The organism is Nesterenkonia aethiopica (genome assembly GCF_039534665.1).
Classification (GTDB): domain Bacteria; phylum Actinomycetota; class Actinomycetes; order Actinomycetales; family Micrococcaceae; genus Nesterenkonia; species Nesterenkonia aethiopica.
Genome location: NZ_BAAAVT010000003.1, coordinates 208,919 through 232,666 on the forward strand (window position 1 = coordinate 208,919; position 23,748 = coordinate 232,666).

At 69.3% G+C, this 23,748-nt stretch carries 19 protein-coding genes; 12 read left to right on the top strand and 7 right to left on the bottom strand.

The window, feature by feature from the left end; all coding sequences use genetic code 11:
- Positions 1-17: 17 nt before the first annotated feature.
- Entirely contained in the window at positions 18-1,091 is a 1,074-nt protein-coding gene (locus ABD658_RS03360) for an SIS domain-containing protein (RefSeq protein ID WP_344743836.1), read from the bottom strand.
- Between the two features lie 135 nt (positions 1,092-1,226).
- Between ABD658_RS03360 and ABD658_RS03365 the strand changes: the two genes are divergently transcribed.
- The 4 genes from ABD658_RS03365 (at position 1,227) to ABD658_RS03380 (ending at position 5,429) form a co-directional block, all read left to right on the top strand.
- Positions 1,227-1,997, top strand: a complete 771-nt coding sequence (locus ABD658_RS03365) for a GntR family transcriptional regulator (RefSeq protein WP_344684922.1) — start codon at positions 1,227-1,229, stop codon at positions 1,995-1,997.
- A 67-nt stretch (positions 1,998-2,064) separates the two neighbouring features.
- Positions 2,065-3,336 carry a PTS transporter subunit EIIC gene (locus ABD658_RS03370; protein ID WP_344684921.1) on the top strand — a complete coding sequence of 424 codons (1,272 nt, stop codon included), beginning with the start codon at positions 2,065-2,067 and terminating at the stop codon, positions 3,334-3,336.
- On the top strand, positions 3,333-4,475 hold the full coding sequence (nagA, locus tag ABD658_RS03375) for an N-acetylglucosamine-6-phosphate deacetylase (protein ID WP_344684920.1): 1,143 nt from the start codon (positions 3,333-3,335) through the stop codon (positions 4,473-4,475). The genes ABD658_RS03370 and nagA overlap by 4 nt, the downstream gene beginning before the upstream one ends.
- A gap of 120 nt (positions 4,476-4,595) precedes the next feature.
- Entirely contained in the window at positions 4,596-5,429 is an 834-nt protein-coding gene (locus ABD658_RS03380; RefSeq protein WP_344743839.1) for an aldo/keto reductase, read from the top strand.
- A 110-nt stretch (positions 5,430-5,539) separates the two neighbouring features.
- Here the strand turns inward: ABD658_RS03380 and ABD658_RS03385 are convergent, their stop codons facing one another.
- Positions 5,540-7,615, bottom strand: coding sequence for a BCCT family transporter (locus ABD658_RS03385; protein WP_344684916.1), 2,076 nt, complete (start codon positions 7,613-7,615; stop codon positions 5,540-5,542).
- A gap of 342 nt (positions 7,616-7,957) precedes the next feature.
- On the opposite strand from ABD658_RS03385, the gene ABD658_RS03390 reads away from it, so the two are divergent.
- From ABD658_RS03390 to ABD658_RS03420, 7 genes are all read left to right on the top strand, one after another.
- Entirely contained in the window at positions 7,958-9,604 is a 1,647-nt protein-coding gene (locus ABD658_RS03390) for a sodium-dependent transporter (RefSeq protein ID WP_311026189.1), read from the top strand.
- A complete protein-coding gene (locus ABD658_RS03395) occupies positions 9,604-9,708 on the top strand; it encodes a methionine/alanine import family NSS transporter small subunit (protein ID WP_170922698.1) in 105 nt (34 codons plus the stop codon). The genes ABD658_RS03390 and ABD658_RS03395 overlap by 1 nt, the downstream gene beginning before the upstream one ends.
- 230 nt (positions 9,709-9,938) lie before the next feature.
- On the top strand, positions 9,939-11,279 hold the full coding sequence (locus tag ABD658_RS03400; RefSeq protein WP_344684912.1) for an endonuclease/exonuclease/phosphatase family protein: 1,341 nt from the start codon (positions 9,939-9,941) through the stop codon (positions 11,277-11,279).
- 162 nt (positions 11,280-11,441) lie between these two features.
- Entirely contained in the window at positions 11,442-12,623 is a 1,182-nt protein-coding gene (locus tag ABD658_RS03405) for a hypothetical protein (protein ID WP_344684910.1), read from the top strand.
- Between the two features lie 135 nt (positions 12,624-12,758).
- Positions 12,759-13,847 carry a glycerophosphodiester phosphodiesterase gene (locus ABD658_RS03410; RefSeq protein WP_311026191.1) on the top strand — a complete coding sequence of 363 codons (1,089 nt, stop codon included), beginning with the start codon at positions 12,759-12,761 and terminating at the stop codon, positions 13,845-13,847.
- Positions 13,844-14,167: a thiamine-binding protein gene (locus ABD658_RS03415; protein ID WP_070158511.1), complete on the top strand. Its 324-nt coding sequence runs from the start codon at positions 13,844-13,846 to the stop codon at positions 14,165-14,167. Before ABD658_RS03410 ends, ABD658_RS03415 begins: the two co-directional genes overlap by 4 nt.
- A gap of 10 nt (positions 14,168-14,177) precedes the next feature.
- Entirely contained in the window at positions 14,178-15,089 is a 912-nt protein-coding gene (locus ABD658_RS03420) for a ribokinase (protein WP_344684904.1), read from the top strand.
- 30 nt (positions 15,090-15,119) lie between these two features.
- Here ABD658_RS03420 and ABD658_RS03425 read toward each other — a convergent pair whose 3' ends face one another.
- The 5 genes from ABD658_RS03425 to ABD658_RS03445 all read right to left on the bottom strand — a co-directional run bounded on the left by ABD658_RS03425 (position 15,120) and on the right by ABD658_RS03445 (position 22,140).
- Positions 15,120-15,509 carry a VOC family protein gene (locus ABD658_RS03425; RefSeq protein ID WP_344684902.1) on the bottom strand — a complete coding sequence of 130 codons (390 nt, stop codon included), beginning with the start codon at positions 15,507-15,509 and terminating at the stop codon, positions 15,120-15,122.
- Positions 15,510-15,554: 45 nt separating this feature from the next.
- A complete protein-coding gene (locus ABD658_RS03430; RefSeq protein ID WP_344684900.1) occupies positions 15,555-16,631 on the bottom strand; it encodes a universal stress protein in 1,077 nt (358 codons plus the stop codon).
- 161 nt (positions 16,632-16,792) lie between these two features.
- On the bottom strand, positions 16,793-18,256 hold the full coding sequence (locus tag ABD658_RS03435) for a NupC/NupG family nucleoside CNT transporter (RefSeq protein WP_344684898.1): 1,464 nt from the start codon (positions 18,254-18,256) through the stop codon (positions 16,793-16,795).
- 231 nt (positions 18,257-18,487) lie between these two features.
- The gene (locus ABD658_RS03440; protein WP_344684896.1) at positions 18,488-21,223 is read right to left on the bottom strand and encodes a C40 family peptidase; all 2,736 of its coding nucleotides are present in this window, start codon (positions 21,221-21,223) and stop codon (positions 18,488-18,490) included.
- A gap of 551 nt (positions 21,224-21,774) precedes the next feature.
- Positions 21,775-22,140 carry a metallopeptidase family protein gene (locus ABD658_RS03445; RefSeq protein WP_344684894.1) on the bottom strand — a complete coding sequence of 122 codons (366 nt, stop codon included), beginning with the start codon at positions 22,138-22,140 and terminating at the stop codon, positions 21,775-21,777.
- Between the two features lie 129 nt (positions 22,141-22,269).
- On the opposite strand from ABD658_RS03445, the gene ABD658_RS03450 reads away from it, so the two are divergent.
- Positions 22,270-23,346 (top strand): IS481 family transposase, encoded by a 1,077-nt coding sequence (locus ABD658_RS03450; protein ID WP_344743846.1) that lies wholly within the window; start codon positions 22,270-22,272, stop codon positions 23,344-23,346.
- The last annotated feature ends 402 nt before the right edge of the window (positions 23,347-23,748 follow it).

A 23,748-nucleotide genomic window follows, 5' to 3' on the forward strand; every position in this document is an offset into this window, starting at 1 on the left:
CGGGATGCCGGGGCAGGTCACGCGTCGGTGCGGGTGACCTTCGCCAGGCCCTGGGGCGCGTCCGGGTCGAGGCCCAGAGTGCGGGAGAGCTCCTCGACGATCAGCTGGGCGGGCACGATGTTGGCCAGCGGGGCAAGGGTCTCCGGCAGGTCGGCACCGGGCACGTGGACGTCCGCGGCGGCCTGGAACTCGGGGTTTCCTCCGATGCCGATCACGGTGGCACCGCGCTCCTGCAGGTCACGGGCCAGGTGGACCATCGGCTCGCTCAGCGGGCCGTCTGCGGCGGCGTGCACGACGGCGGCCACGCCCTCGCCGACGGCGGCGATGGGACCGTGGCGCAGATCCGCGTAGGAGTACCCGCGCACTGGGCGCAGGCAGGTCTCTTCGATCTTCAGGGCGGTCTCCAGGGCGGTGCCCATGAGCAGGCCGCGACCGGTGGCCACCGTGGTGCGGTGGGAGGCGAGGACCTCGACGGCGGCGTCCACCCCGGCGCGTGCGGCGAGCAGGCGCTCGACGGCCTCGGGGACGTGACGCAGCCGCTCTTCCAGGGCGTCCGCGGCCTGCGGGTCTCGCCGGCGCAGCGCGGCGAGGGTGAGCACCACCATGCCGACCAGCTGGGCGGTGTAGGACTTGGTCGCCGGGACGGCGAGCTCCTCGCCGGCACGGGTGATCAGGGCGACGTCGGCCTCGGCCGCCAGCGGGGAGGTGGGACCGTTGGTCAGCGCGACGGCGGCCGCACCGTGGTCCCGGCCCCAGCGCTGGGTGGCGACGATCTCCTCCGTGCGCCCGGACTGCGAGGCGCTGACGAGCACGGAGTCGGCGAGGTCCAGGTCGGACCGGTAATGCGTGGCGACGCTGGGGGAGGCCAGTCCACCGGTGAGGCCGGCTTGGGTCTCCAGCAGGTAGCGGCCGTAGACGGCGGCGTGGTCGCTGGTGCCGCGGGCGGCGAAGAGGACGTGGCGTCGGCCGGAGAGCAACTCGCTGAGACGCCCCTGGGACGGGAGCAGCGCCTCGAGGGTGGCGCGCAGCGCCTCGGGCTGCTCGGCGATCTCTCGCGCCATCTGGGTAGACCGTGCCTGCGGGAGGGACATGGATTCCTGCTTTCGGGAGAAGGACCGTCGGGCTGTGTGGTGGCGCCCTTGACATCGCCTGTGATCGACGCCATAGTCAACTGGTACGTACCAGACCGTATCAATCACACAGCGAGTTGTCGAGAGGTGGATCACGTGACCCTGGAGGACGAGCAGCGGCAGGACCAGCGCATCACCGATGGTCCTGAGCCGAAGCACATCCAGCTCAGCGCCGCCGTCGCCCGCCTGGCCACGGAGTCGCTGACGCCGGGGGAGATGATCCCCTCGGAACGCACGCTGATGACTGAGTACGGGGTCTCCCGCGCCACGGTCCGCAAGGCTGTGGACTCACTGATCGTGGACGGTCTGCTGCGGCGGGTGCCCGGCAAGGGGACCTTCGTGGTGCAGCCCCGGCTGGAGAGCCGGCTGCACCTGGCGTCCTTCACCCAGGACATGCGCCGCCGCGGGCTGCACCCGACCACACGGCTGATCAGCTGCGAGGCGGTGGAACCTCCTCCGGAGGCGGCCGCCTCGCTGGGGATGGGCACCCCCGGATCGCGTGGCCGGGCTTGGGCGTTGACCCGGGTCCGCTGCGCCGACGGGCAGCCCATCGCCGTGGAGACCGGATGGTATCCGGCCTCCCTGTTCCCGGATCTCGACCGCCGGGACCTCACAGGGTCCCTCTATGACATCTTCTCCGCCGACTACGGCGTCCTCATCGACGCCGCCGAGCAGACCCTGTGGGGTGAGGCGGCGGACGCTCCGACGGCACGGATGCTGGAGGCCGAGCCGGCCACCCCGCTGCTGGTCTTCCGTCGCGTCTCCCACGCGGCGGGCCGACCGGCCGAGCATGTGGTCTCCCGCTACCGCGGGGACCGCTATCAGGTCCACATGAGTCTCAGCCGGGACGACATGTCGTCCTCCTGAACGGCCCGACTCCACAGAGAACCACCCCACCACCACCGATTCACTCGCCCCTGGAAGGAGCGCTCCGATGAGTTCGCCCGAAACCGCCGACAGCGGCCCCGAGACCAAGAAGAGATCCACGATGCCCAAGATCAACCTGGCGCCGGTGCAGAAGTTCGGCCGCAGCCTGCTGCTGCCCATCGCGTCCCTGCCGGCAGCGGCTCTGCTGCTGCGTCTCGGCCAGCCCGACCTGCTCGGCGAGGAGGGACTGGGTTGGAACCAGGTCGCGTCTGTCGTCGGAAGTGCCGGTGACGCTCTGTTCGCCCACCTGCCGCTGCTCTTCGCCCTGGGCGTGGCCATCGGCATGGCCAAGAAGGCCGATGGCTCCACCGCACTCGCCGCCCTGATCGGGTACCTGGTCTATGACGCCGTCACTGAGGCGATGTCGCCGCTGGTGCTCGGCGCACCGGCCGAGGGTGAGGAGCAGGCCCTGATCAATTTCCACGTGCTCGGAGGCATCGTCATCGGTCTGGTCGCGGCCTGGCTGTGGCAGCGCTACTACCGCATCAAGCTGCCCCCGTACCTGGCGTTCTTCGGCGGCCGGCGCTTCGTGCCGATCATCACCGCGCTGGCGGCGATCATCATCGCTGTGCTGATGAGCTTCATCTACCCGCTCTTCGACGCCGGGATCACTGCCCTGGGTGAATGGGTCGCGGCGAACGCCGTGCTCGGTGGGTTCGTCTACGGCATGATGAACCGCCTGCTGATCCCGCTGGGTCTGCACCACATCCTGAACAACCCGCCGTGGTTCATCCTGGGTTCCTATGAGACGGCCGAAGGCACGGTCGTCCACGGTGACATCGCCCGATTCCTCAGCGGAGACCCCACGGCCGGGTCCTTCATGACCGGCTTCTTCCCGATCATGATGTTCGCCCTCCCGGCGGCCGCCCTCGCCATCTATCACGCGGCTCGGCCGTCGCAGAAGAAGGCCGTCGGTGGTCTGATGGGCGCCGGTGCCCTCACCGCCTTCCTGACCGGTGTCACCGAGCCGCTCGAGTTCGCCTTCATGTTCGTCGCGTTCCCGCTCTACGTCATCCACGCATTCCTCACGGGTACGGCGATGGCCTTGGTGAACTTCCTGGAGATCAAGATGGGCTTCGGCTTCTCCGCCGGTCTCTTCGACTTCGTGCTCAACTGGAACATCGGTACTGACCCCTGGCTGCTGATCCCCATCGGATTGGGCTACGCGGTGATCTACTACGTGCTGTTCCGCGCGGCGATCAGGCTCTGGAACCTGAAGACGCCCGGCCGTGAGGACGAGGACGCCGAGTCCACCCCCGCTTCGGAGCAGCGCGGATGACGCTGATCCACGCGACGGCGGCCCTGACCCCCGCCGGCGATGTGTCCCCCTGGTGGCTCCGCCTCCAGGGGGAGCGCATCGTGGAGTCGGGGCCGGGGGCGCCACCCGCACCGGCGGATGTCAGCATCGAGCACGGTGTGCTCTCCCCGGGATTCGTGGACGTCCATGTCCACGGCGGGGGAGGGGCCTCGTTCCTCGACGGCGCGGAGGCGGCCCGCACGGTCCGGGCGGCACACCTGCGTCACGGCACCACCACCATGCTGGCCTCACTGGTCACCGACCCCTACCCGGTGATGCGCGACTCGTTGGCCGGGCTGCGGGAGCTGGTGGAGTCCGGCGAGATCGCCGGCGTCCACCTGGAGGGGCCCTGGCTGAACGCCCGGCGTCGCGGCGCCCATCATGAGGAGCACCTGCGCGCGCCCGATCTGCAGGCGCTCGACGAGTTCCTCGCCACCGGGCTGATCCGCATGGTCACTCTCGCCCCGGAGCTGCCCGGAGGCCTGGAGGCGGTGCGCAGGCTCGTCGATGCCGGCGTCGTCGCCGCCGTGGGCCACACGGACGCCGACTACGATCTGATCCGCGAGGCGCTGACCCACGGGGCCAGTGTGGGCACCCATCTGTTCAATGCGATGCCGTCCCTGCATCACCGGGCGCCCGGCCCGGTCGCCGCGCTGCTGGAGGATCCGGACGCGTGGGTGGAGCTCATCGCCGACGGCGTGCACGTCCACCCGGCCGCACAACGGCTGGCCTTCACGGTGAAGCCTCACCGCTGCGTGCTGGTCTCGGACGCCATGTCCGCCGCGGCCGCCGACGACGGCCGGTACCGGCTGGGCAGCCTTGAGGTTCAGGTGGACGACGGTGAGGCCCGCGTGGTGGAGCCCTCCGGAGAGCTCGGCTCGATCGCCGGTTCCACGCTGACGATCTCGGCCGCCGTGCGGCACAGCGTGCGGCGCGCGCAGCTTCCCCTGGACCAGGTTCTCCAGGCCGCCACGGCCCACCCGGCGCAGATGGTCGGGCTCGAGGAGGTCGGCACCCTCGCGGCGGGGTCCCTCGCCGATCTCGTGGTCCTGGATGACGCACTCGAGGTGCGCGCGGTGATGACGCGGGGCGCCTGGCTGGAGGGCGCGCCGTCGTCGTGACCTTTAGTTGCGTCACCGGAGACAAATGGCTGGTTGCCGGAATGAACCTGACATCCTGGTGGTTCACACCTGGCGTGAGCGCTCTCGCTCGCCTGTGTACCCGTGAGAGAGAAGGAAGCGATGACTGCTGTACCCACTGTCACACTCAACGACGGCACGGAGATCCCGCAGTTCGGCTTCGGCGTCTGGCAGGTGCCCGCCGAGGACGCTGAGCGTGTGGTCTCAAAGGCCCTCGAGGTCGGCTACCGGCACATCGACACCGCGGCCGTCTACGGCAACGAGGAGGGCGTCGGGCGCGCCATCGCCGCCTCGGGGATTCCGCGTGACGAGCTCTACGTGACCACCAAGCTCTGGGTCTCGGACTTCGGCCGCGCCGAGGCCAGGGCCGCCATGGAGACCTCCCTGGAGAAGCTCGGCCTGGACCGCGTGGACCTGTACCTGACCCACTGGCCCGCGCCGGCCACCGACCAGTACCTGCGTGCCTGGGAGGGCCTGGAGGACATCGCTGAGGCGGGCCTGTCCACCTCGATCGGCGTCTCCAACCACCTGGAGGAGCACCTGGACCGGATCGTGGCCCTGGGTGGCCGCACCCCTGCGGTCAACCAGATCGAGATCCACCCTTACCTGCAGCAGCGCGAGGTCGTGGAGGCGAACCAGAAGCACGGCATCGCCACCGAGGCCTGGAGCCCGCTGGCGCAGGGGCAGGTCTTCGACGAGTCGGCCGTGCGGGCCGCCGCCGAGGCCCACGGAGTGACCCCGGCGCAGGCGGTCATCCGCTGGCACCTGCAGCAGGACCGCATCCTGTTCCCGAAGTCGGTCACCGACGAGCGGATCGCCGCCAACTTCGACGTCTTCGGCTTTGAGCTGACCGACGCCGAGCTGGAGGCCATCGACGGTCTGGAGAAGGGCGGGCGCCTCGGCCCGAACCCGGCCGAGTTCAATCCCGGCTCCTGACCCCCGCCTGGCTGCGGTGTCCTATGATCGCAGCCGCCTGAGAACGCCGCTGGGCCCCGTCCGATGATTCGGACGGGGCCCAGCGGCGTTCTCAGGGACCGTTCAGCGGGTCAGGCCTGCGGGTTCTCCTCCTCCTCGCCGGAGTCGCCGTTGCCGACGACTTCGTCGTAGAGGTGCCCGGACTCCTGCTCCCAGCCCTCGGCGGACTCGGCGAACTCCGGGGTGTCGAACTGTTCGTCGGCGATCGGGTCGTGGTAATACGCCTCCTCGTCGAGGTTGAGCGTGCCGGTCTCCGGGTTGACCTGCGTCGCGTGGGCCGGGACGTCGTGGATGGCGAAGACCATCTCGTCCGTGGTGGTGACGGTGCTGTCCGTGACCCCACGGCCGGTGCCGGATGGCAGGCCGGACAGGGTCGAGGACGTGCCGCCGAAGAACCCGGACAGGGCCCGGCCCTGGCCCGCGACGATCTTGCGCAGGCTCCGCTCCACCGCGGGGCCCTCTTCGGCCCCGGCCACCTCGCGGGCGGTGTCAACCAGGGAGGCCGGGGAGGCCTGCGGGCGAATCCGCACATAGCGAGGCGCCGTCGCGCCCTCGTAGTGCAGCATCCGGATCATGCCGATCACCGCCAGCACCAGCACGATGGACAGCGGGGCGGCTGCGGCGATGGAGCTGACCTGCAGCACGCGCAGAGCTGCGTCGGCCGCCTCGCCCGCGGCGGCGATCAGCACGATGGCCGCCGCACCCTCGACCAGAGCCCAGAACACTCGCGTCAGGCGAGGCGTGTCGGGACGGCCGCCGTGGGAGAGGATGTCGACCACCAGCGAGCCGGAGTCGGACGAGGTGATGAAGAAGAACGCGATCACCAGGATCGCCACCACTGCGGTGATGGAGGCGATCGGCAGCTGCTCCAGCAAGGTGAACAGCGCGGCCTCGGTACCGATGTTGCCCTCGGCGTCGACCATGACGCCTTCGGTCAGCTGGTAGTAGATTCCGGAGGATCCGAAGATCGAGAACCAGATGATGCCGATCAGGGTCGGGGCCAGCAGCACGCCGAAGACGAACTCACGGATGGTGCGGCCCCGGGAGATGCGGGCGATGAACATGCCCACGAAGGGTGCCCAGCTCATCCACCAGCCCCAGTAGTAGATGGTCCAGTCGGCGGACCAGCCGCCGCCGTCGCCGCCCGCGTAGGAGGCGCCGGTCTCGAACATCAGCTGCGGGAACGCCCAGGCATACTCGCCGGCGTTGGCCACCAGCTGCTGCAGCAGGTACAGCGTGGGGCCGGCCAGCAGGACGAAGATGGCCAGGGCGGCGGCCATGGTCATGTTGATGTTGGACAGCCACTTCAGTCCCTTGTGGACACCCGTGATCACCGAAATGGTGGCGATGGCGGTGATGCCCACGATCAGCCAGGTGAGCAGCGCCGTGTTGGACTCCGCCCAGCCCATGAACTCGAGCCCCGCGGCGATCTGCTGGACGCCGAGGCCCAGCGAGGTGACCACGCCGAAGACGGTGCCGACGATCGCGACGACGTCGATGACGTGACCGACCCAGGACTCGATGAGCCGCCGGCCGAAGACCGGATCGAGCAGCCACCGGATGGACAGCGGGCGCCCACGGCGGAAGGTCATATAGGCCAGGCCCAGCCCGACGACCACGTAGATCGCCCAGGCATGCAGGCCCCAGTGGAACAGCGACTGGCCGATGGCCGTGCCGGACAGCTCGGCCTGAGTGGCCATCAGGGTCTCACCGGCGGCGTCGACGCCGACCTCACCACTGATGTCCGGCGGGGCCACCATGTGCCACAGCGGCTCGGCCACGCCCCAGAACACGAGGCCGATGCCCATGCCGGCGGAGAACAGCATGGTGAACCAGGACAGGATCGAAAACTCCGGCTTCTCGTCATCCCGGCCCAGTCGGATGTTGCCCGCCTTGGAGAGCCCGGCCCAGATCGCGAAGAGCACGAACCCGGTGACGATGGCGACGTACCACCAGCCGATCCCGTTGACGATGTTGCTGTTGAGCTGTTCGAAGGCCTCGTCGCCGTGCTCCCGGCCGAACCAGGTGGCGAAGATCAGGGCGGCGGCGATGATCAGGACGGCCGGGATGAAGACTGGCTTGCTGAGGCTTCGCCAGACGTAGCTCACCGACCAATGGTTCACTTCTGCTTCGGTGTGCGAAGCCATGAAGTCCTCCTTGGTTGTGTATTACCGTGAAATCTTGTGCTGCAGTGTCGTCTCGGTCAGCGTCTCGATCGTGGTGAAGGCATGAAAAAGACGGCGGAGCCGTGCGCGCCGCCAGGTCCTCCGGGTGGGAGCAGTCGCCTGGTCAGCAGTCTGCAGCGGCGTCGACGCCGTCATGGTCATGGCGCATCTCATTCTCGAAAAACTGACGCTCATGGTCCATTAGGCCTTAAGTGGAGTCCCGAGGGCAAGCCGCGCGGCCCTGACTGGTGACGATAGCGCAGATGTTCTGTCAGGATAAGAGGTTATCCAATCAATTCTTCTTCTTCCGTCAGGAGAGAGACCATGAGCAGCTCTGTCGGCTCCTCGGGCTCGGCCGGCGGCGTGCGGATCCGCGAGTCCTTCGCAGGACGGAAGGCCTTCATCCTCACCGCCATCGGCTCGGCTGTCGGGCTGGGCAACATCTGGCGCTTCCCCTACATCACCTATGAGAACGGTGGCGGCGCCTTCCTGATCCCGTATCTCATCGCCCTGCTCACCGCAGGCATCCCGATCCTGCTGTTCGACTACGCCGTGGGCCACAAGTTCCGCGGCTCCCCGCCCATGGCCTTCAAGCGTCTGCACCCCGGCGCGGAGGTCATCGGCTGGTTTCAGGTGGGGATCTGCTTCCTGATCTCCATCTACTACGCGGCCATCATCGCCTGGGCGGCCAGCTACACCTGGTTCTCACTGTCCCAGGCCTGGGGCGACGACGCCGAGGGCTTCTTCTTCGCCGAGTACCTGCAGTACGACGGCGGCGGCGCCGAAGGCGCAGGTCTGTCGGTGGACTTCGTGGCGCAGGTGGGCTGGCCGCTGATCGCCGTCTGGGCGCTGCTGCTGTTCTGCCTGGCCGTCGGCGTGCGCCGCGGCATCGCCACGGTGTCCCTGATCGGGATGCCGGTGCTGTTCGTCATGTTCGCCATTCTGGTGGCCTACTCGCTGACCCTCGAGGGCGCGGCCGCCGGGCTGAACGCCCTGTTCACTCCGGACTGGGGCGCGCTGACGGACGCCACAGTGTGGATCCAGGCCTACGGGCAGATCTTCTTCAGCCTCTCGGTCGGGTTCGGCATCATGATCACCTATGCCTCGTACCTGAAGCGGAAGTCGAACGCCACCGGGTCCGGTCTCGTGGTCGGGTTCGCGAACTCCTCGTTCGAGCTGCTGGCGGCCATCGGTGTCTTCTCGGCCTTGGGCTTCCTGGCGCTGGCGGCCAACACGGCCGTGGACGAGGTCGTCTCCTCCGGGCTGGGGCTGGCGTTCGTGGCCTTCCCGACGATCATCTCCGAGGCTCCCGCCTCCGCCCTGGTGGGTGTGCTGTTCTTCGGCTCGCTGACCCTGGCGGGCTTCACCTCGCAGATCTCCATCCTGGAGGTCGTGATCTCCGCGGTGAAGGACAAGACGGGCTGGTCGCGCGGTCTGACGGTCGCCGTCGTCGGAGGTTCCAGTGCGATCATCTCGATCGTGCTGATCGGCGGGGTCTCCGGGGTGACGATCCTGGACACCGTCGACGCGTTCTCCAACAACATCGGCATCGTGGGCGGCGCCTTCGTCGCGGTCCTGCTGGTGGCCTGGGTGTTCCGGAAGATGGACGTGCTGGCCGCGGGCCTCAACGCCTACGGCTCCTTCCGGGTCGGCACGGTCTGGAAGGCGCTGATCGGCATCGTGCTGCCGATCGTGCTGGCTGTTCTGCTCTACATGGACATCTCCGACAAGATCGCCGAGGGCTACGGCGGCTTCGACACCTGGGTGGTGGCCACATTCGGCTGGGGCTCCCTGGCGCTGGTCACCGTGCTCGCGGTGGTGCTGACGCTCAGCCCGTGGAACGCCCGGTCGGCCATGCATATGGAGGACCCGGAGATCGATGAGGACAACTATGACGAGCTGGTCGGCGCCGATGGCCGCCGCCGCGGCGGACCCGCCGACTCGTCCGCGTCGGAAGGAGGGGAGCGCTGATGGACGCTGCAGCGATCGTGATGATGCTCGTCGCGCTGATCACCGTCTGGGGTGGTCTGGTCGCGGCGATCGTGCACCTCTCCAAGCATCCTGACCAAGGATGAGGCGACGCCTCGGGCGGCGGTCTGGAGGCTGAGGCCCGAGGCGCATCGTGACGGCGGGGTCGTCCCGGTCAGGGGCGGCCCCGCTGTGGCGTGTGTCACCATGCATCCACATCACGAACATGTCACAACGATGAATCGTTCCATCGCCCGAGTGTCACACCTCCGTAACTGTTCAATCTTTGAGCTGATCTGGGTTGGATGAGGCACCGGCCGCCGCTACGGTGGTCAGCATGCCTACAGGCCCACGTATGTCCGCGCACGGACTTCGCCGCACCCTGGCGATCAGCGCGACCGCCGGAATCGCCGGAGGGCTCCTCCTGGGAGCCGCCGGTCCGGCGCATGCGACACATGCCAGCGACGGCGAGGAGTCCTCCGCGCCGTCGCTGCCGTCGTACCCGGCCCCCGGGCAGCCTCTGCCGACGCCGGCGCCCGAGGAGGCCGCGGATGCTGCCGACGCCGCGGACACCACGGTGGCGAAGGCCGAGGGCGATGTCCGGGTCGCCACCCTGCACGCGGGCCTGACGGGCGATTCGGCAGAGACCGTGCTGGAGACCCTCCGCGGCGGGCACAGCCCCGCCGCTCGGACCGTGGCCCGCACCGCGCATCTGAACGCCCCGGACATCCTGGTCCTCACCGGCATCACCCACGACTCCGACGGTCGGATCGCAGACACCCTCAACGCCCGCTATCTGGCCCCGGCAGGCCTGGACCTGCCCTACGTCTACACCGCCCCGACGAACTCGGGCATCGACTCGGGCACCGACCTCGACGGCGACGGCCGCATCGGCGGCCCCGGCGACGCCCTGGGCTACGGCGAGTTCCCCGGCCAGCACGGGATGGTGGTCTACTCGGCGTACCCGATCCTCGAGGACGAGGTCCGCACCTTCCAGGACTTCCTGTGGCAGGACATGCCGGACAACTCGCTGCCCCAGGCCGACTACTCCGATCTGGACAAGTCCGTCCTGCGGCTCTCGGCCACCTCCTTGTGGGACGTGCCGGTGGAGATCGGCGACGACGGCGAGACCCTCCACGTCATCGCCAACAGCCAGACGCCGGAGCAGGAGGCCCGCAGCTTCGACGACGTCCGAGCAGCCGACGAGCGTCGCTTCATCGAGGACTACGTGTCCGCTGACCCTCAGGGCGGCGCCTACATCTATGACGACGTCGGGGAGGCCGGAGCCCTCGAGCCCGATTCCTCCTTCGTGGTGGTCGGCGAGCCCGGCGCCGGGCCCGGGGACAGCGCCCCGGCCGAGGCCGAGCCCGAGGACGACCGTGACCTGCCGCTGCTGGACTCCCCGGCAGTGCAGGACCCGCTCCCGGAGGCCGTCACGGACCAGCCGCTCAGCGCGCGCGCCGGAGACGACACGGACACCGACGAGCACGCCACCCGGGCCGTCGAGGGGGAGCCGGATCGGCGCGTCTCCCTCGTGCTGCCCGACGCCGAGGTCGAGGTCAGCGACTCCGGGATCTTCTGGCCCGCCGAGGGTGAGTTCGGCTTCGACCTGGTGGACCCCGCCGGGAATGCCGTGCTCGCCGACCGCCTCGTCTGGGTGGATCTTCAGGCGCCCTGACGCGTCCCACGGGCCGAGCGACCGACTGACCCGTCAGCGGTGCGCCCCGACTGCCCCGCGTCCTGGTGGATGCGTTAGTCTCCCTTGGAGAACGCCCCGTCCCCGTCTCCCGGTCGCGGCCCGTCCGCGGCAGAGGAGCTGACGACCCATCGGAGCCGCAGAATGACCCCTGATTCGCTGATCCCCCGCGGTGGTGCCCTCGACCGCACGCCCGCCCCTGCCGAGGCGCCGGCACCGGCGCCCCGGCCCTCCAGTCCACGCCCGGTGCCGGCTCCCCGCCGGAAGAAGGAGCGGCGCGGCCGGTCGATCATGCGGGGCGCGGCCGCGACCTTCTTCGGCCAGCAGGCGCTGACCTTCGCCTCCCGACAGGCCTTCGCCGACGACGGGAGCCTGACCCCGGCCGCCGAGAGCTTCCTGACCCGCGCCGTCACCGTGCAGCGCCCCCTGGTGATGGCGAATCTGCGTCACCTGCGGAAGAACCACCCGACGTTGAGCAACCGGCAGCTGGCGCGAGAACTGGACAAGGAGTTCGTCCGCGTGATGACCGGAGCGGGCGCCGCCATCGGCGCGACCGCGGCGATCCCCTCGGTGGGGACCGTCGTGTCTTTGGGACTCTCGGCAGTGGCGACCGGCGGCTTCCTGGAGACCAGCGCCCTGTACGCGCAGTCTGTGGCTGAGCTGTCCGGGGTCTCCACGGAGGACCCGCAGCGGGCCCAGGTCCTCGTCATGGGGATCATGCTGGGCGAGGAAGGGCGCCAGCTGCTCGGGGAGCTCTCCGAGCAGGTGGATGGCCGCGGCGCCGGACCGTTCTCCACCCTGGTGCCGATGCGATCCTTGGCGAGCTCATCCAGTGTGGGTGGCCTGGTGGTGGACCAGATCAAGCGGCAGTTCGTCAAGCGCTTCTTCATCCGCCAGGGGACCACTATGGTGGCCCGTGCGATCCCCTTCGGGATCGGCGCGGTGGTCGGGGGAGCGGCCAACCACGTATTGGCCAAGCAGATCGTCCGCGCCGCGCACCGCACCTTCGGGGAGCTTCCGGAGCAGACCCCCCAGGCACTGATCGACGACATGCGCCGCGCGCTGGAGCGCGAGAAGTTCCGCGCCGACCGGAAGGAGCGGCGCGGAAGGAAGAAGGAGCTGCGTGCCGAGCGTCGGACCCAGCTGAAGGAGCGTCGCAGTGACAGCGACGCCCGCCGCCGCGAGCTCAAGCTGGAGCGTGCACGCAAGCGTGCTCAGCGGGCCGAGCAGCAGTTGCAGAAGGTCCAGGCCGAGGCGCCCGAGTCGCCGTCGCGCGCCCCCGAGGGCTCCGCATCCGCAACCCCTGGCGAGGATCGGGACGCCTGATGGACGGCGCGGCCGGTCGCCCCACAGCCCCGGGCAGGGGAGGGGCCGACCTGTCGTCTGCTGTTCACCCGGAGTCGCCGGGGCGCGTCGCCTGGGCGTCGCACGCCGTTGGTCTCGGCGGGATAGCGTGAAGCCGTGGCTGATGAACGACGTCGACACGGATCCAGCGGCCCGGTGTCCCCGCTGCCCCAGGCCCACCCGGTGGGGCGCATCCCCGACCCCGCGCTGCACCCGCTGCCGGCGGACCTGGACCTCATGACCCCCCTGCGTCCCCGCCGTCGGGCGAAGGTCTACGCCCACCGGGGCTCCTCCGGCCTCTTCCCGGAGCACACCCGGGCCGCCTACCGACGTGCCCTGGACGAGGGTGCTGACGGCATCGAGATCGATGTGCACCTGACCCGTGACGGAGAGGTGGTCTGCTTCCACGACGCCCTGGTGGACCGCACCTCGGACGGCCACGGCGCGGTCGCCGACCTCACCCTGGCCGACATGCGCCGGCTCGACGTGCACTCCTGGAAGACGCCGCGGCTGCCCGCCGAGTATGGGCGCCCCGGCGAGCAGCTGATGACGTTCGAGGATCTGCTGGAGCTGCTGGTCGACGCGGGCCGGGATGTCGGCCTGGCGGTGGAGCTCAAGCACCCCTCGCCCTTCGGGCACCGGTTGGAGGAGAAGGTGCTGCAGATCCTGCTGCGATTCGGCTGGGACCCGGAGACCTCGCTGGTCCCGGGCCGAGGGGCCCGGTCTCGCCACGCCGCGGCCTCGGCTCCGCAGGTCGACGTCTCCTTCATGAGCTTCTCCCCGGGCTCCCTCCTCCACCTGGCGGAGATGGTGCCCCCGGAGAAGCTCTGTGCGCTCTTCGACCAGGTCACCGAGGAGCAGGTGCTGCGTCGGCTCGAGCACCTGCGGTTCTCCTTCGCGCTGCGGCCCGTGGTCTCGGCGGTCATGCGCGGCACGGCCCGCGACTGCGAGGCCATGGTGTGGAACGCCCAGGTGGGGCTGGCCGGACCGGGCATGCGCTTCGTGCGGGAACGACGCGCCGACGTGAAGGCCTGGCTGGCCCGCGGGACGGGCCTGCGGGTCTGGACCGTGGACGAGCTCGAGGACGTCGAGCTGCTGCTGGCTCTGGGCGTGCAGGAGATGACCACGAACTTCCCCGCCCGGGTCATCGCGGCGGTGAGCACCTCTGGTCAGGACACGGAGCGCGCCCCTAGTCTGGTGCCATGATCGTGGCATTCTCTGTGGCACCTTCCGGCACTCCGCAGCCCGGCCATGAAGGCCAGACCGAGGACGGCTCCGTCCACGAGGCGGTCGCCGCCGCGGTGGCAGTGGTCCGGGACTCCGGGCTGCCGAACCGCACCAGCGCGATGTTCACCGAGATCGAGGGCGAGTGGGACGAGGTCTTCGACGTCGTCAAGCGCGCCACCCAGGCGGTGGCCCCCTACGGCAGTCGCATCTCCCTGGTCATCAAGGCGGACATCCGTCCCGGTCACAGCGGTGAGCTGGAGGGCAAGGTCGCCCGACTCGAATCCGCCCTCGGCGACTGAGCGCGGCATCGTGGGCGTCGTGGTGGTCGGCTCGATCAACGTCGACCTGATCGTCCGTGCCCGCAGGCACCCGGCCCCGGGGGAGACCGTGTTGGGGCGGGACCTGGAGGTCCGTCCCGGTGGGAAGGGCGCGAACCAAGCTGTGGCCGCTGCCGCCCGCGGCGCATCCGTGACGTTCATCGGCGCGGTCGGCTCCGACGAGTTCGCCGAGCCGGCGCAGTCGGGTCTGCGCGCCGCCGGAGTGGACCTCACCGGGCTGGTCACCGTTGCGGCACCCACCGGACTCGCCGTGGTGACGGTGGACGACGGCGGCGAGAACTCGATCGTGGTGATCCCCGGGGCGAACACGGAGTTGGACCGTGACGCAGTCGCCGGACATGAGGCACGGCTGAGCCAGGCCGCCGTCGTCGTGCTGCAGGGCGAGATCCCCCGGGAGGGTGTGGAGGAGGCCGCACGCCTCGCCCAGGGGCGGGTGGTGCTGAACCTGGCACCCGCGGTGGAGGTCTCCGCCGCGACGCTGCGTCGTGCTGACCCGTTGGTGGTCAATGAGCATGAGGCCGTGCATGCCGCTGCGCTGCTGGCCGGCTCCCGGGGATCGACCCCCGGCGCCGCCGAGGCGCCCGTCGGCGGAGGGTTGGCGGCCATGCGGGAGCTGGTCTCCGACGGCGTGCCCTCGGTGGTGATGACCGCCGGGGCGGCCGGGGCCTACCTCGGCCGGTCCCTGCCGGGGCCCGGCGTCGAGGTCACACATGTGCCGGCACCCGCAGTGGACGTGGTGGACACCACTGGGGCGGGGGACGCGTTCGTGGGCGCCCTGGCGGCGGCGCTCGACGCCGACGCCTCCGTGGAGGAGGCGGTGCGCCGCGGTGTGCGTGCAGGGGCCGACGCCGTCCGGACCACCGGGGCCCAGCCGACGTCGTGAGCCGCAGCGCCGGGCAGGGCGCTCAGCGGCTCATCCGCGCTGCTGCAGGGCGAATCGGTTCCCCTCGGTGTCCTCGAACAGCGACCACCAGCCCCAGGGGTGCTCCTGGGGCGGGGTCGGGAACCGCACACCCCGGGCGGTCAGCTCCTCGTAGGCCGCTCTCAGGTCCTCCGCGTAGAAGAAGACCTCCGAGGTGGGCAGGCCCTCCGGAGCATCCTGGGTGTGTTCGCCGTCCGGGTCGAGGCTGAGCACCAGCCGGGTCTGTCCGTCAGGCGTGGTGACCTCGAGCCAGCGTTCGCCGCTCTCGCCGTAGGGCGCGTCGATCGCCACCTGGCAGCCCACGACGTCCACCCAGAAGGACAGCGCCCGCTGCTGGTCCCGCACGCCGATGGCGACCTTGCCCACTCCTCCGATGCCCATGATGCGTCCTCTCCTGCTGTCCCGGCTCACATCCCGGCGGGAGGCTCACTCACCGAGGACGGGTCCGAACTCCGGGCGGTCGGCCAATCGCCGGTCCTTCTTCTCCGGGACCACCATCAGGGGGCCCTCTGCGTGGTGGAGCACGCCCTGGGAGGTCGATCCCAACAGCATGCCGGCGAAGCCGCCGCGGCCCCGGGTGCCCAACACCGTGAGCTGCGCGTGGCGGGTCTCCTCCACCAGGACGTCCACGGCGGTGCCGTCGATGACCTCGGCGTCGATGTGCAGGTTCGGGTAGTGGCTGTGCAGCCAGCGGCGGCCGGCCTCGAGCTTCTCGCGCAGCTCCTCCACTGCCTGCCCGTCCTCCACATGCGTGGGGATCCACACCAGCGTGGCGCCCAGCGGGGGCAGTGCACAGACGATTCGGAGCGTGGTGCCGCGCTCGCTGGCCTCCCGGGCGGCGACCAGCGCGGCGACCCGGCCATAGTCGGAACCGTCCACGCCGGCGACCACGGGTCGCCTGTCATCGCTGCGCCGTGGAGACTCCGAGGCGCTCTCCGACGCAGAGGCGTCCGGGGTGATGATGGGGATCGCGCCGGTGGCGGTGGTGACGGCGTTGGACTCCTGGCAGGAGAACTTCAGCGGCACCACCACGGTGGGACACTTCGCGTGCGCCGGCAGGGCGGCGGACACCGATCCGAGCAGCCGACCCAGGAAGCCGCCGCGCCCGCGGCTGCCGACCACCAGGACTTCGGCCTCCTGCGAGTAGTCGAGCAGGACCCCGGCGGGGTCGCCGGACTCTATCGTGTACTCCACCTCGCCGGGATAGTCGCGCAGAAACTCCTTGGCCTGATCGATGACCTTCTCCGAGCCCTGGCGCAGCGCCGACTCGTCCATGAGCGCATAGCCGCCGTCCATGGAGGAGGCGGCGAAGGCGGGCAGCGAGTAGGCCGTCACCACGGTCAGCGGCAGCTGCCGACGGTTCGCCTCCGCGGCGGCCCAGTGGGCGGCGCGCAGCGACTGCTCCGAGCCGTCGACGCCGACGACCACACCGTGCCGACGGGAGCCGTCGGGCCTCTGGCCTGAGGTGCCCTGTCTGGGGTTCTGAGCTGGTACGACGTTCATCCTGACCTCCAAGGCGCGTCGGGTCCCGCGTGGGGTGACCCCATGGTACAGCCCAGGACTCGCGCGGTACGAGATGTGGAACACCCCAGCTCACCGGACGATCCGGACGGGGAGCTGGGGTGCAGGTGTGCGACGGCGTCGCACGGCTATGGACGGTGGGGTCAGAAGATCATCATGCCCACGATCGCGGCGCTCATCAGGTTCGCCAGGGTGCCGGCGAGCACGGCACGCAGGCCCAGCTGAGCGATGTCGGAGCGGCGGTTCTTCGCGATCCCGCCCAGGCCGCCGAGCAGGATGGCCATGGAGCTGAAGTTCGCGAAGCCGGTCAGCGCGAACGTGATGACCGCCTGGGACTTCACGGAGAAGGCCTCAGCCTGGGGCGCGAAGTCGGCGAAGGCGACGAACTCGTTGAGCACCAGCTTCTGGCCCAGGAAGGACCCCGCGGCCACGGCCTCCTCCCACGGGACGCCCACGGCCCACATCAGCGGCGCGAACACGTAGCCCATGATCTGTTCGAAGGTCAGGTCCGGGGCGCCGAACCAGCCGCCGACCTGACCGATGCCGAGGTTGATCAGGGCGATCAGTGAGATGAACGCCAGCAGCATGGCGCCGACGTTCGCCGCGAGGCGCAGGCCGTCCCCGGCGCCACGGGCGGCGGCGTCGATGACGTTGCGCGGCTTCTCCTCGGAGCCGGCCGCGGCCGCAGCGGTGTCCGTGACCGAGACGTCCGGACGGGGGTGCTCCCCGTCCGACGTCGTGGAGTCCTCAGGGCTGGAGACGTCGTCGCTGTCGGTGGCGTCGTCCGTGGCGGGGCGGTCTTCGGTCAGCGTGGTGGTCGACCCTGAGACCACGTCACCGGCGGTGTCAGCACCTGCTGCGGACGCCCTGCGGCCCCTGGTGTAGCGGCTGCCGCCCAGCGTCGCCTCGTCACCGGCCTGGCGCTCGGACTTGCCGGCGTCGATCTCATCGAAGGATCCGGCAGGGATGATGATCTTGGCCATCAGCAGCGCGCCGGGAGCGGCCATGAAGCTGGCGGCGATCAGATACTCCAGGCTGGCGCCCATGCCGGCGTAACCCACCAGCACGGACCCGGCGACGGTGGAGAGCCCTCCGACCATGACGGCGAAGAGCTCGGACTTGGTCATCCCCGAGATGTAGGGGCGGATGACCAGCGGGGCCTCGGTCTGGCCGACGAAGATGTTCGCCGCAGCACTCATGGACTCGGCCCGGGAGGTGCCCAGCAGCTTCTGCAGGGCACCTCCGATGACACGGACGACGAACTGCAGAATCTTCAGGTGGTAGAGCACCGCGGTCAGCGAGGCGAAGAAGATGATCACCGGCAGCACTGCCAGCGCGAAGGAGAACATCCCTTCGCCGGCCAGGTCGCCGAAGACGAAGTCGATGCCTTCGCCCGAGACGTCGATGATGCTCTGCACGACGCGCGTAACCCCGGCCAGGGCAGTCTGGCCCCACGGGAGGTAGAGGACGACGACGGCGAAGAACACCTGGATGGCCAGGGCGATCGCGACGGTGCGGACGTTGATCTTGCGTCTGTCCACGGAGAACAGGATGGCGATGGCGAGCACCACGGTCATGCCCATGATGCCCCAGAGGATGTTGATCACGAGAGCCTTTCCTCTCAGATGCGGAGTGATGACTGGCGGCGAACCGTCGGGGTGACCGCGGGCCGCAGGATCAAATGGGGGAATCCCCGAATATCAGGGCAAGTATGCCGAATCACTGAGCTGTGCGCCACACCGGTCGGGTCGGCTGTGCGGTATGACGACGGCGGGCCCGGACAGACGCAGTGTCCGTCCGGGCCCGCCGTGGTCAGCAGGTGGTTGCCTGCCGGCGGATCACCAGTAGCGCTTCGCCACCGGGTGCGGGTCCTGGTAGGCGTAGTACAGGTCGGTGACCGTCAGTCCCGCCTGCGGGTTCCGGGCATGGGCGATCTTGCCGTTGCCGATGTAGATCGCGTTGTGGGTGGCGCGGCCGCCGTTGACCCAGAAGACGATGTCACCGGGCTGCAGGTTGTCCAGCGAGACCGACTGGCCGCCCTGGAACTGCTGGTGCGCGGTGCGCGGCAGGGAGATCCCCGCCTGGGCGAAGGAGGCCTGCATCAGCGAGGAGCAGTCCCAGGCCTTCGGGCCGGTGGCGCCCAGCACATAGTGGGTGCCCGGCTCGTTGACTTTGCCGACGGCGAAGTCCACGGCGATCTGTGCGGCCGAGGAGCTGCCCGCGGCCACGGACTGCCCGCCCGAGCCGGAGCTCGAGCTGCCGGAGCTGGAGGACCCGGAGTCCGAGGACCCGGAGCCGGAGGAGCTGCTGCTCTCCTCGGGTGCGGGCTCCGGCTCGGGCTCGGGTGCCGGAGTGAGGCGGGTGACCTCGCGCTGCAGGGCGGCGTGGTCGATGACGCCGTTGCCGCCCACCAGGTCGGAGTCTCCCAGGATGGACTCGAAGGTCTCCTGCACTCCGTCACCGCGCAGCTCAGCAAGCTGCTCCACCAGAGCGCGGGTGCCGGGCAGGTACTGGTCCAGGCTCGGTCCGGTCGGCTGCGAGGAGCTGCTGCCGGAGGAGCCAGAGGATCCGCTGCCCGATGATCCCGAGCTGGAGGACCCGGAGCTCGACGAGCTGCTGCTCTCCTCCTCCGGCTCAGGCTCGGGCTCGGGGGTGAGCTCGGCGACCCGGGCGCGGATGGCGCTGTGGTCCAGCAGGCCGGAGGAGTCGGTGAAGTCCGAGTCCTTGATCAGCTGGTCGAACATGTCGGAGGCGGATTCGCCCTCAAGCTCGGCGAGCTCCTCGACCAGCGCGCGGGTGCCCGGCAGGTACTGGTCCAGGCTCGGACCGGAAGGCTGCGGGGCGCTCTCCTCGGAGGAGCTGGAGGAGCTGCTCTCCTCCTCGGGTTCAGGCTCGGGCTCCGGTTCGGGCGTGAGCTCGGCGACGCGGGCGCGGATGGCGCTGTGGTCCAGCAGGCCGTCGGAGTCGGTGAAGTCCGAGTCGTCGATCAGCTTGTCGAACATCGATTCCACGGACTCGTCCTCGAGCTCGGCGAGCTCCTTGACGAGCCCCTGGGTGCCGGGCAGGTAGTCGTCCAGGCGGTGGGTCGGCTGAGCCGGCTCCTCCTCGGCAGCCTCGTCCTCGGACGCGTCGGCGTCGCTGGCCTCGTCCTCGCTGGCCTCATCCTCGTCAGGCTCCGGCTCGGGCTCCGGCTCGAGCTCGTAGACACGGGCCTGGATGGCTGCGTGGTCGAGCAGGCCGTCGGAGTCGGTGTAGTCGTCGTCGGCGATGAGCTCGGCGAACAGCGACTCGACGTCGGTGTCCTCCAGCTCGGCCAGGCGCTCCACCAGGCTCTGGGTGCCGGGCAGGTAGTCGTCCAGGCGGTGGGAGGAGGTCGCCGGGGCGTCCTCCTCCTCCTGGCTGGCGTCGTCGGCCTCGTCCTCAGGCTCCGGCTCGAGCTCGTAGACACGGGCCAGCACGGCCGAGTGGTCCAGCAGGCCGTCCTCGTCCAGGAAGTCCTCGTCCTCGATGAGCTCGGCGAACAGGGACTCGACGTCCGTGTCCTCCAGCTCGGCCAGGCGCTGCACGAGCTCCCGGGTCCCTTCGAGGTACTGGTCGAGGCTCTGAGCCGGGAGCGCAGCATCGGCAGGGTCGGGGGCCTCGGACTCGTCGGGCGATGAAGCTTCCCCTTCTTCATCGTCCGACGAGTCCTCGGCGGTCTCGTCCTCGGCGTCCTCCGCTGACTCCTCGTCCTCGGAGTCGGCCGACATCATCTCGCGCAGCTGCGCGATGCGGTAGGCGATCTGCTGCGGGTCGACGTCGCCGTTCTCGTCGTGGAAGTCCGAGTTCGCCTCGATCTGGGCGCGGAGGATCTCCACGGGCACGCCCTTGAGGTCGGCCAGCTCCTCGATGAGCTCGAGGGCGCGCTCACCGACCTGGGTGACGTGCTCGGCGCTCTCCTCGGACTGTCGTTCGGCGGCCTCGGCCGCCTCGGCGGCGGCGGTGGACTGCTGGGCGGCCTGTTCGGCCAGCGAGTCGGCCTCGGAGGATTCCTGCTCGGCCTGCGCGGCGTCGGACTCGGCCTGCTCCTCGAGCCGCTGCTCGGTGGCGGCGTCCGCCAGCGCGTTCTCATCCTCGGAGAGGAGGACGTCGCCCGCGCCGGTGTCTCCGGCGGCGTACTGCTCAGCCGCGCCGGAGTCGGCGGTCTCGGCGGCCTCTCGGGCGGCCTCGGCCGCAGCGGCGGCCTCAGCGGCCTCCTGCTCGGCCTCGAGGGCGTTCTGGTGCTCCATCTGCACCGCGGCCTCGAGCTCGAGAGCGCGCTGGTTGGCCTGCGAGAGTCGCTCGTTGATCTCGGAGATCATCTGGTCCGTCGCCTGGGAGGATTCCTTGGCGCTGGAGATCTCCTTGGCCGAGGGCACTTCCGGAAGCTCGGTCACCACGACGGAGGCTGCGGATCCCTCGGCGTTCTGGTTCTGCTGCTGGACGGTGCTGGCGGCGCGGTCAGCCAGCAGATCGGGAAGCGTAGTCCCGACCAGGGCAGTCGTCACGACGGCGGCAGTCACTGCTGCCACGCCGAGATTGCGGCGGTTCTTCACGGTAGTTCCTCACTTGTTTCCTCATGGGCGCAGCACCACGCGCTCGGGCCGGCCGCTGGATGCGGACGCCTCGGTCCTGTGGGGTGCTGGTTCGACCGTGGAGATCTGCGGACCGCGACGACGCGCAGAGCTCCCGCGATGGGATTGTCGGACCAGTGCCCCAGGACTCTCATCGGCGACACCGACGGTCTCCGGCCCTGCTGTCCCGCAGACCCTGTCAGGGGCCTCCGTTCCGCTCGGACGTGTTGACGCCGTCACGGGTGACAGTGGTGCCGACGACCGTCAGAGAAGGGAATCGCATGACGGCCATGTGGCGCTACACCGGTCACGATAGTTGCGGTTTCGTCACCTTGGCAACAGCTCGTGTCGTTCCTGTGATCTCCCTGTGAGGCTCGGATCCGCGCCATTCCGGGGATCGGAGGTCACGAAAAGATATCGCCCAACCTTCAAGTAGGTTGAAGGTTGGGCTTCCGTGATTTCGGCTTCACCGTGTGGTAATGCCTGCCTTCAGGGGTGACGGGAGGGTGTTGTGCGCCGGCGGTCAGGGGTGCTCATCCCCAGCCGAGTCGATGCAGCGTCGCGTCGTCGATGCCGAAGAAATGGGCGACTTCATGGACGACCGTGATGGTGACCTGCTCGATCACTTCATCCCGTGTGGCGCACATCTGCAGGATCGGCTCCTTATACAGGGTGATGCGGTCCGGCATCGCCCAGGGTTCGGCGCCGCGCTCGGTGAGCGGGATGCCCTCGTAGAGCCCCAACAGCACGGTGTCGGGATGCTCACCGGGCTGCGGCTCGTACTGGTCCTCCACGAAGACGGCGACATTGTCCAGTTTGTCGCGGAGGGCCTGCGGAATCATCTCCAGGGCCCGGGCGGCGGCCTCGTCGAAGTCGTCGTCGCTCATCTGAACCGGCATGGACTCCAGTCTAGGTGTTGTGGGGCATGAGGTTGTCGGAGCCGGCGGGGCGATGAGAAAACGAACGGGCTCCCGCCCGCAGGATGGTAATCGCCAAAGAACCGTCTGCTGCAGAAGGAGAGCCCGTTCATGTCCCACGCTACCGCGGTGCACCCGAACTCCACACTGACTCCGACCGGCCGACTGAAGATGGTCGAACGCCACCTGAACGACGGGTTGCCCATCGCCCATGTCGCCGCCGAGTTCCGCGTCAGCTGGGACACGGCGAGCAAATGGGTCACCCGCTACCGCGACCACGGTGAAGCCGGGCTCGTCGATCACCCCAGCACTCCGCGCCACTGGCCGACTGCGACCCGGGAATCGGTAGTCGAGCGCATCGAGGCGCTGCGCCGGCAGCTGAAGTGGTCGGCTCGTCGGATCCATCTGCACCTGATCACCGGCGGGATCGACCCGCTGCCCGAGCAGCATGGGCTGGCCACCGGCGAGATCCACCCGCCGGTGCGGATCAGCCTGCGCACCGTGGGCCGGTGGCTGGCGCGACGGGGGATCTCCCGGCTCCGGGATCTCACCCCGAACGGGGAGAACCTACGCACCACACCGTCGGTGATCGAGGCCGAGCGTCCCGGGGCCATGGTGCATCTGGATGTCAAGAAGGTCGGCACCATCCCCGACGGCGGCGGGCACAAGATCCACGGCCGGGGCAGCAGCAAAGCCAAGGCCTCCAAACGCGGCGCCGGGGCCAGAGTCGGCTATACGTATCTGCACTCGGCCGTCGACGGGTACACACGCCTGGCCTACACCGAGGCGCTGGCCGATGAGCAGCAGAGCACCACCGCGGGATTCTTCCACCGGGCCAGGGCCTTCTACGCCGCTCACGGCATCAGCATCGATCGGGTCATCACTGACAACGGCAACAACTACCGCTCCGATCTGTTCCATCAGACAGTGACCGGGCTGGGTCATCGACATCAGCGGATCAGGCCCTACACGCCGAAGCACAACGGCAAAGTGGAACGCTACAACCGGCTGATGGTCGACGAGATCCTCTACACCCGGGCCTACGACACCGAACAGGCTCGCCGGCAAGCGCTGCAGGTCTGGGTCAATCATTACAACTATCATCGGCCGCATACGTCCTGCGGCGATCAGCCCCCGGCCTCACTCGCCCCGGCGACTATCGATAACGTCATGCCCTCCTACATCTAGGGGTCTCGCCCCTGTCCGTTCCCTCCCGCCTCCCCGTGGTTGCGTCGGGTTCCGCATGCGCTGCCCCGGCGAGCTTTCCGATCGTGCGAGGCAGAGGATTTCCATGCATCGGGAAGCGCTGACCGGGCAAAACTGTGATCGATCACAAAAAGTCGCTCAGAACCCTTGCGTCCCCGTGTGACGTGGCTTACGTTTAGGTTCATCCGAAGGACAAAACAAGGTCGTCCCGCCGTTCCGCGGACGATCGCCGCACTCCGACCTGAGCGTCGGACGACGACCGGGAGGGGCCCGTGATGAGGACATCCGAGACGGAGGGTGACTGATGACGTCTGCGCAGTTCAGTCCGGGGACTCAGCCAGGTCGTGGTGCTGCTGCGGCTGTGGTGGTCGAGGATCAGGTTGC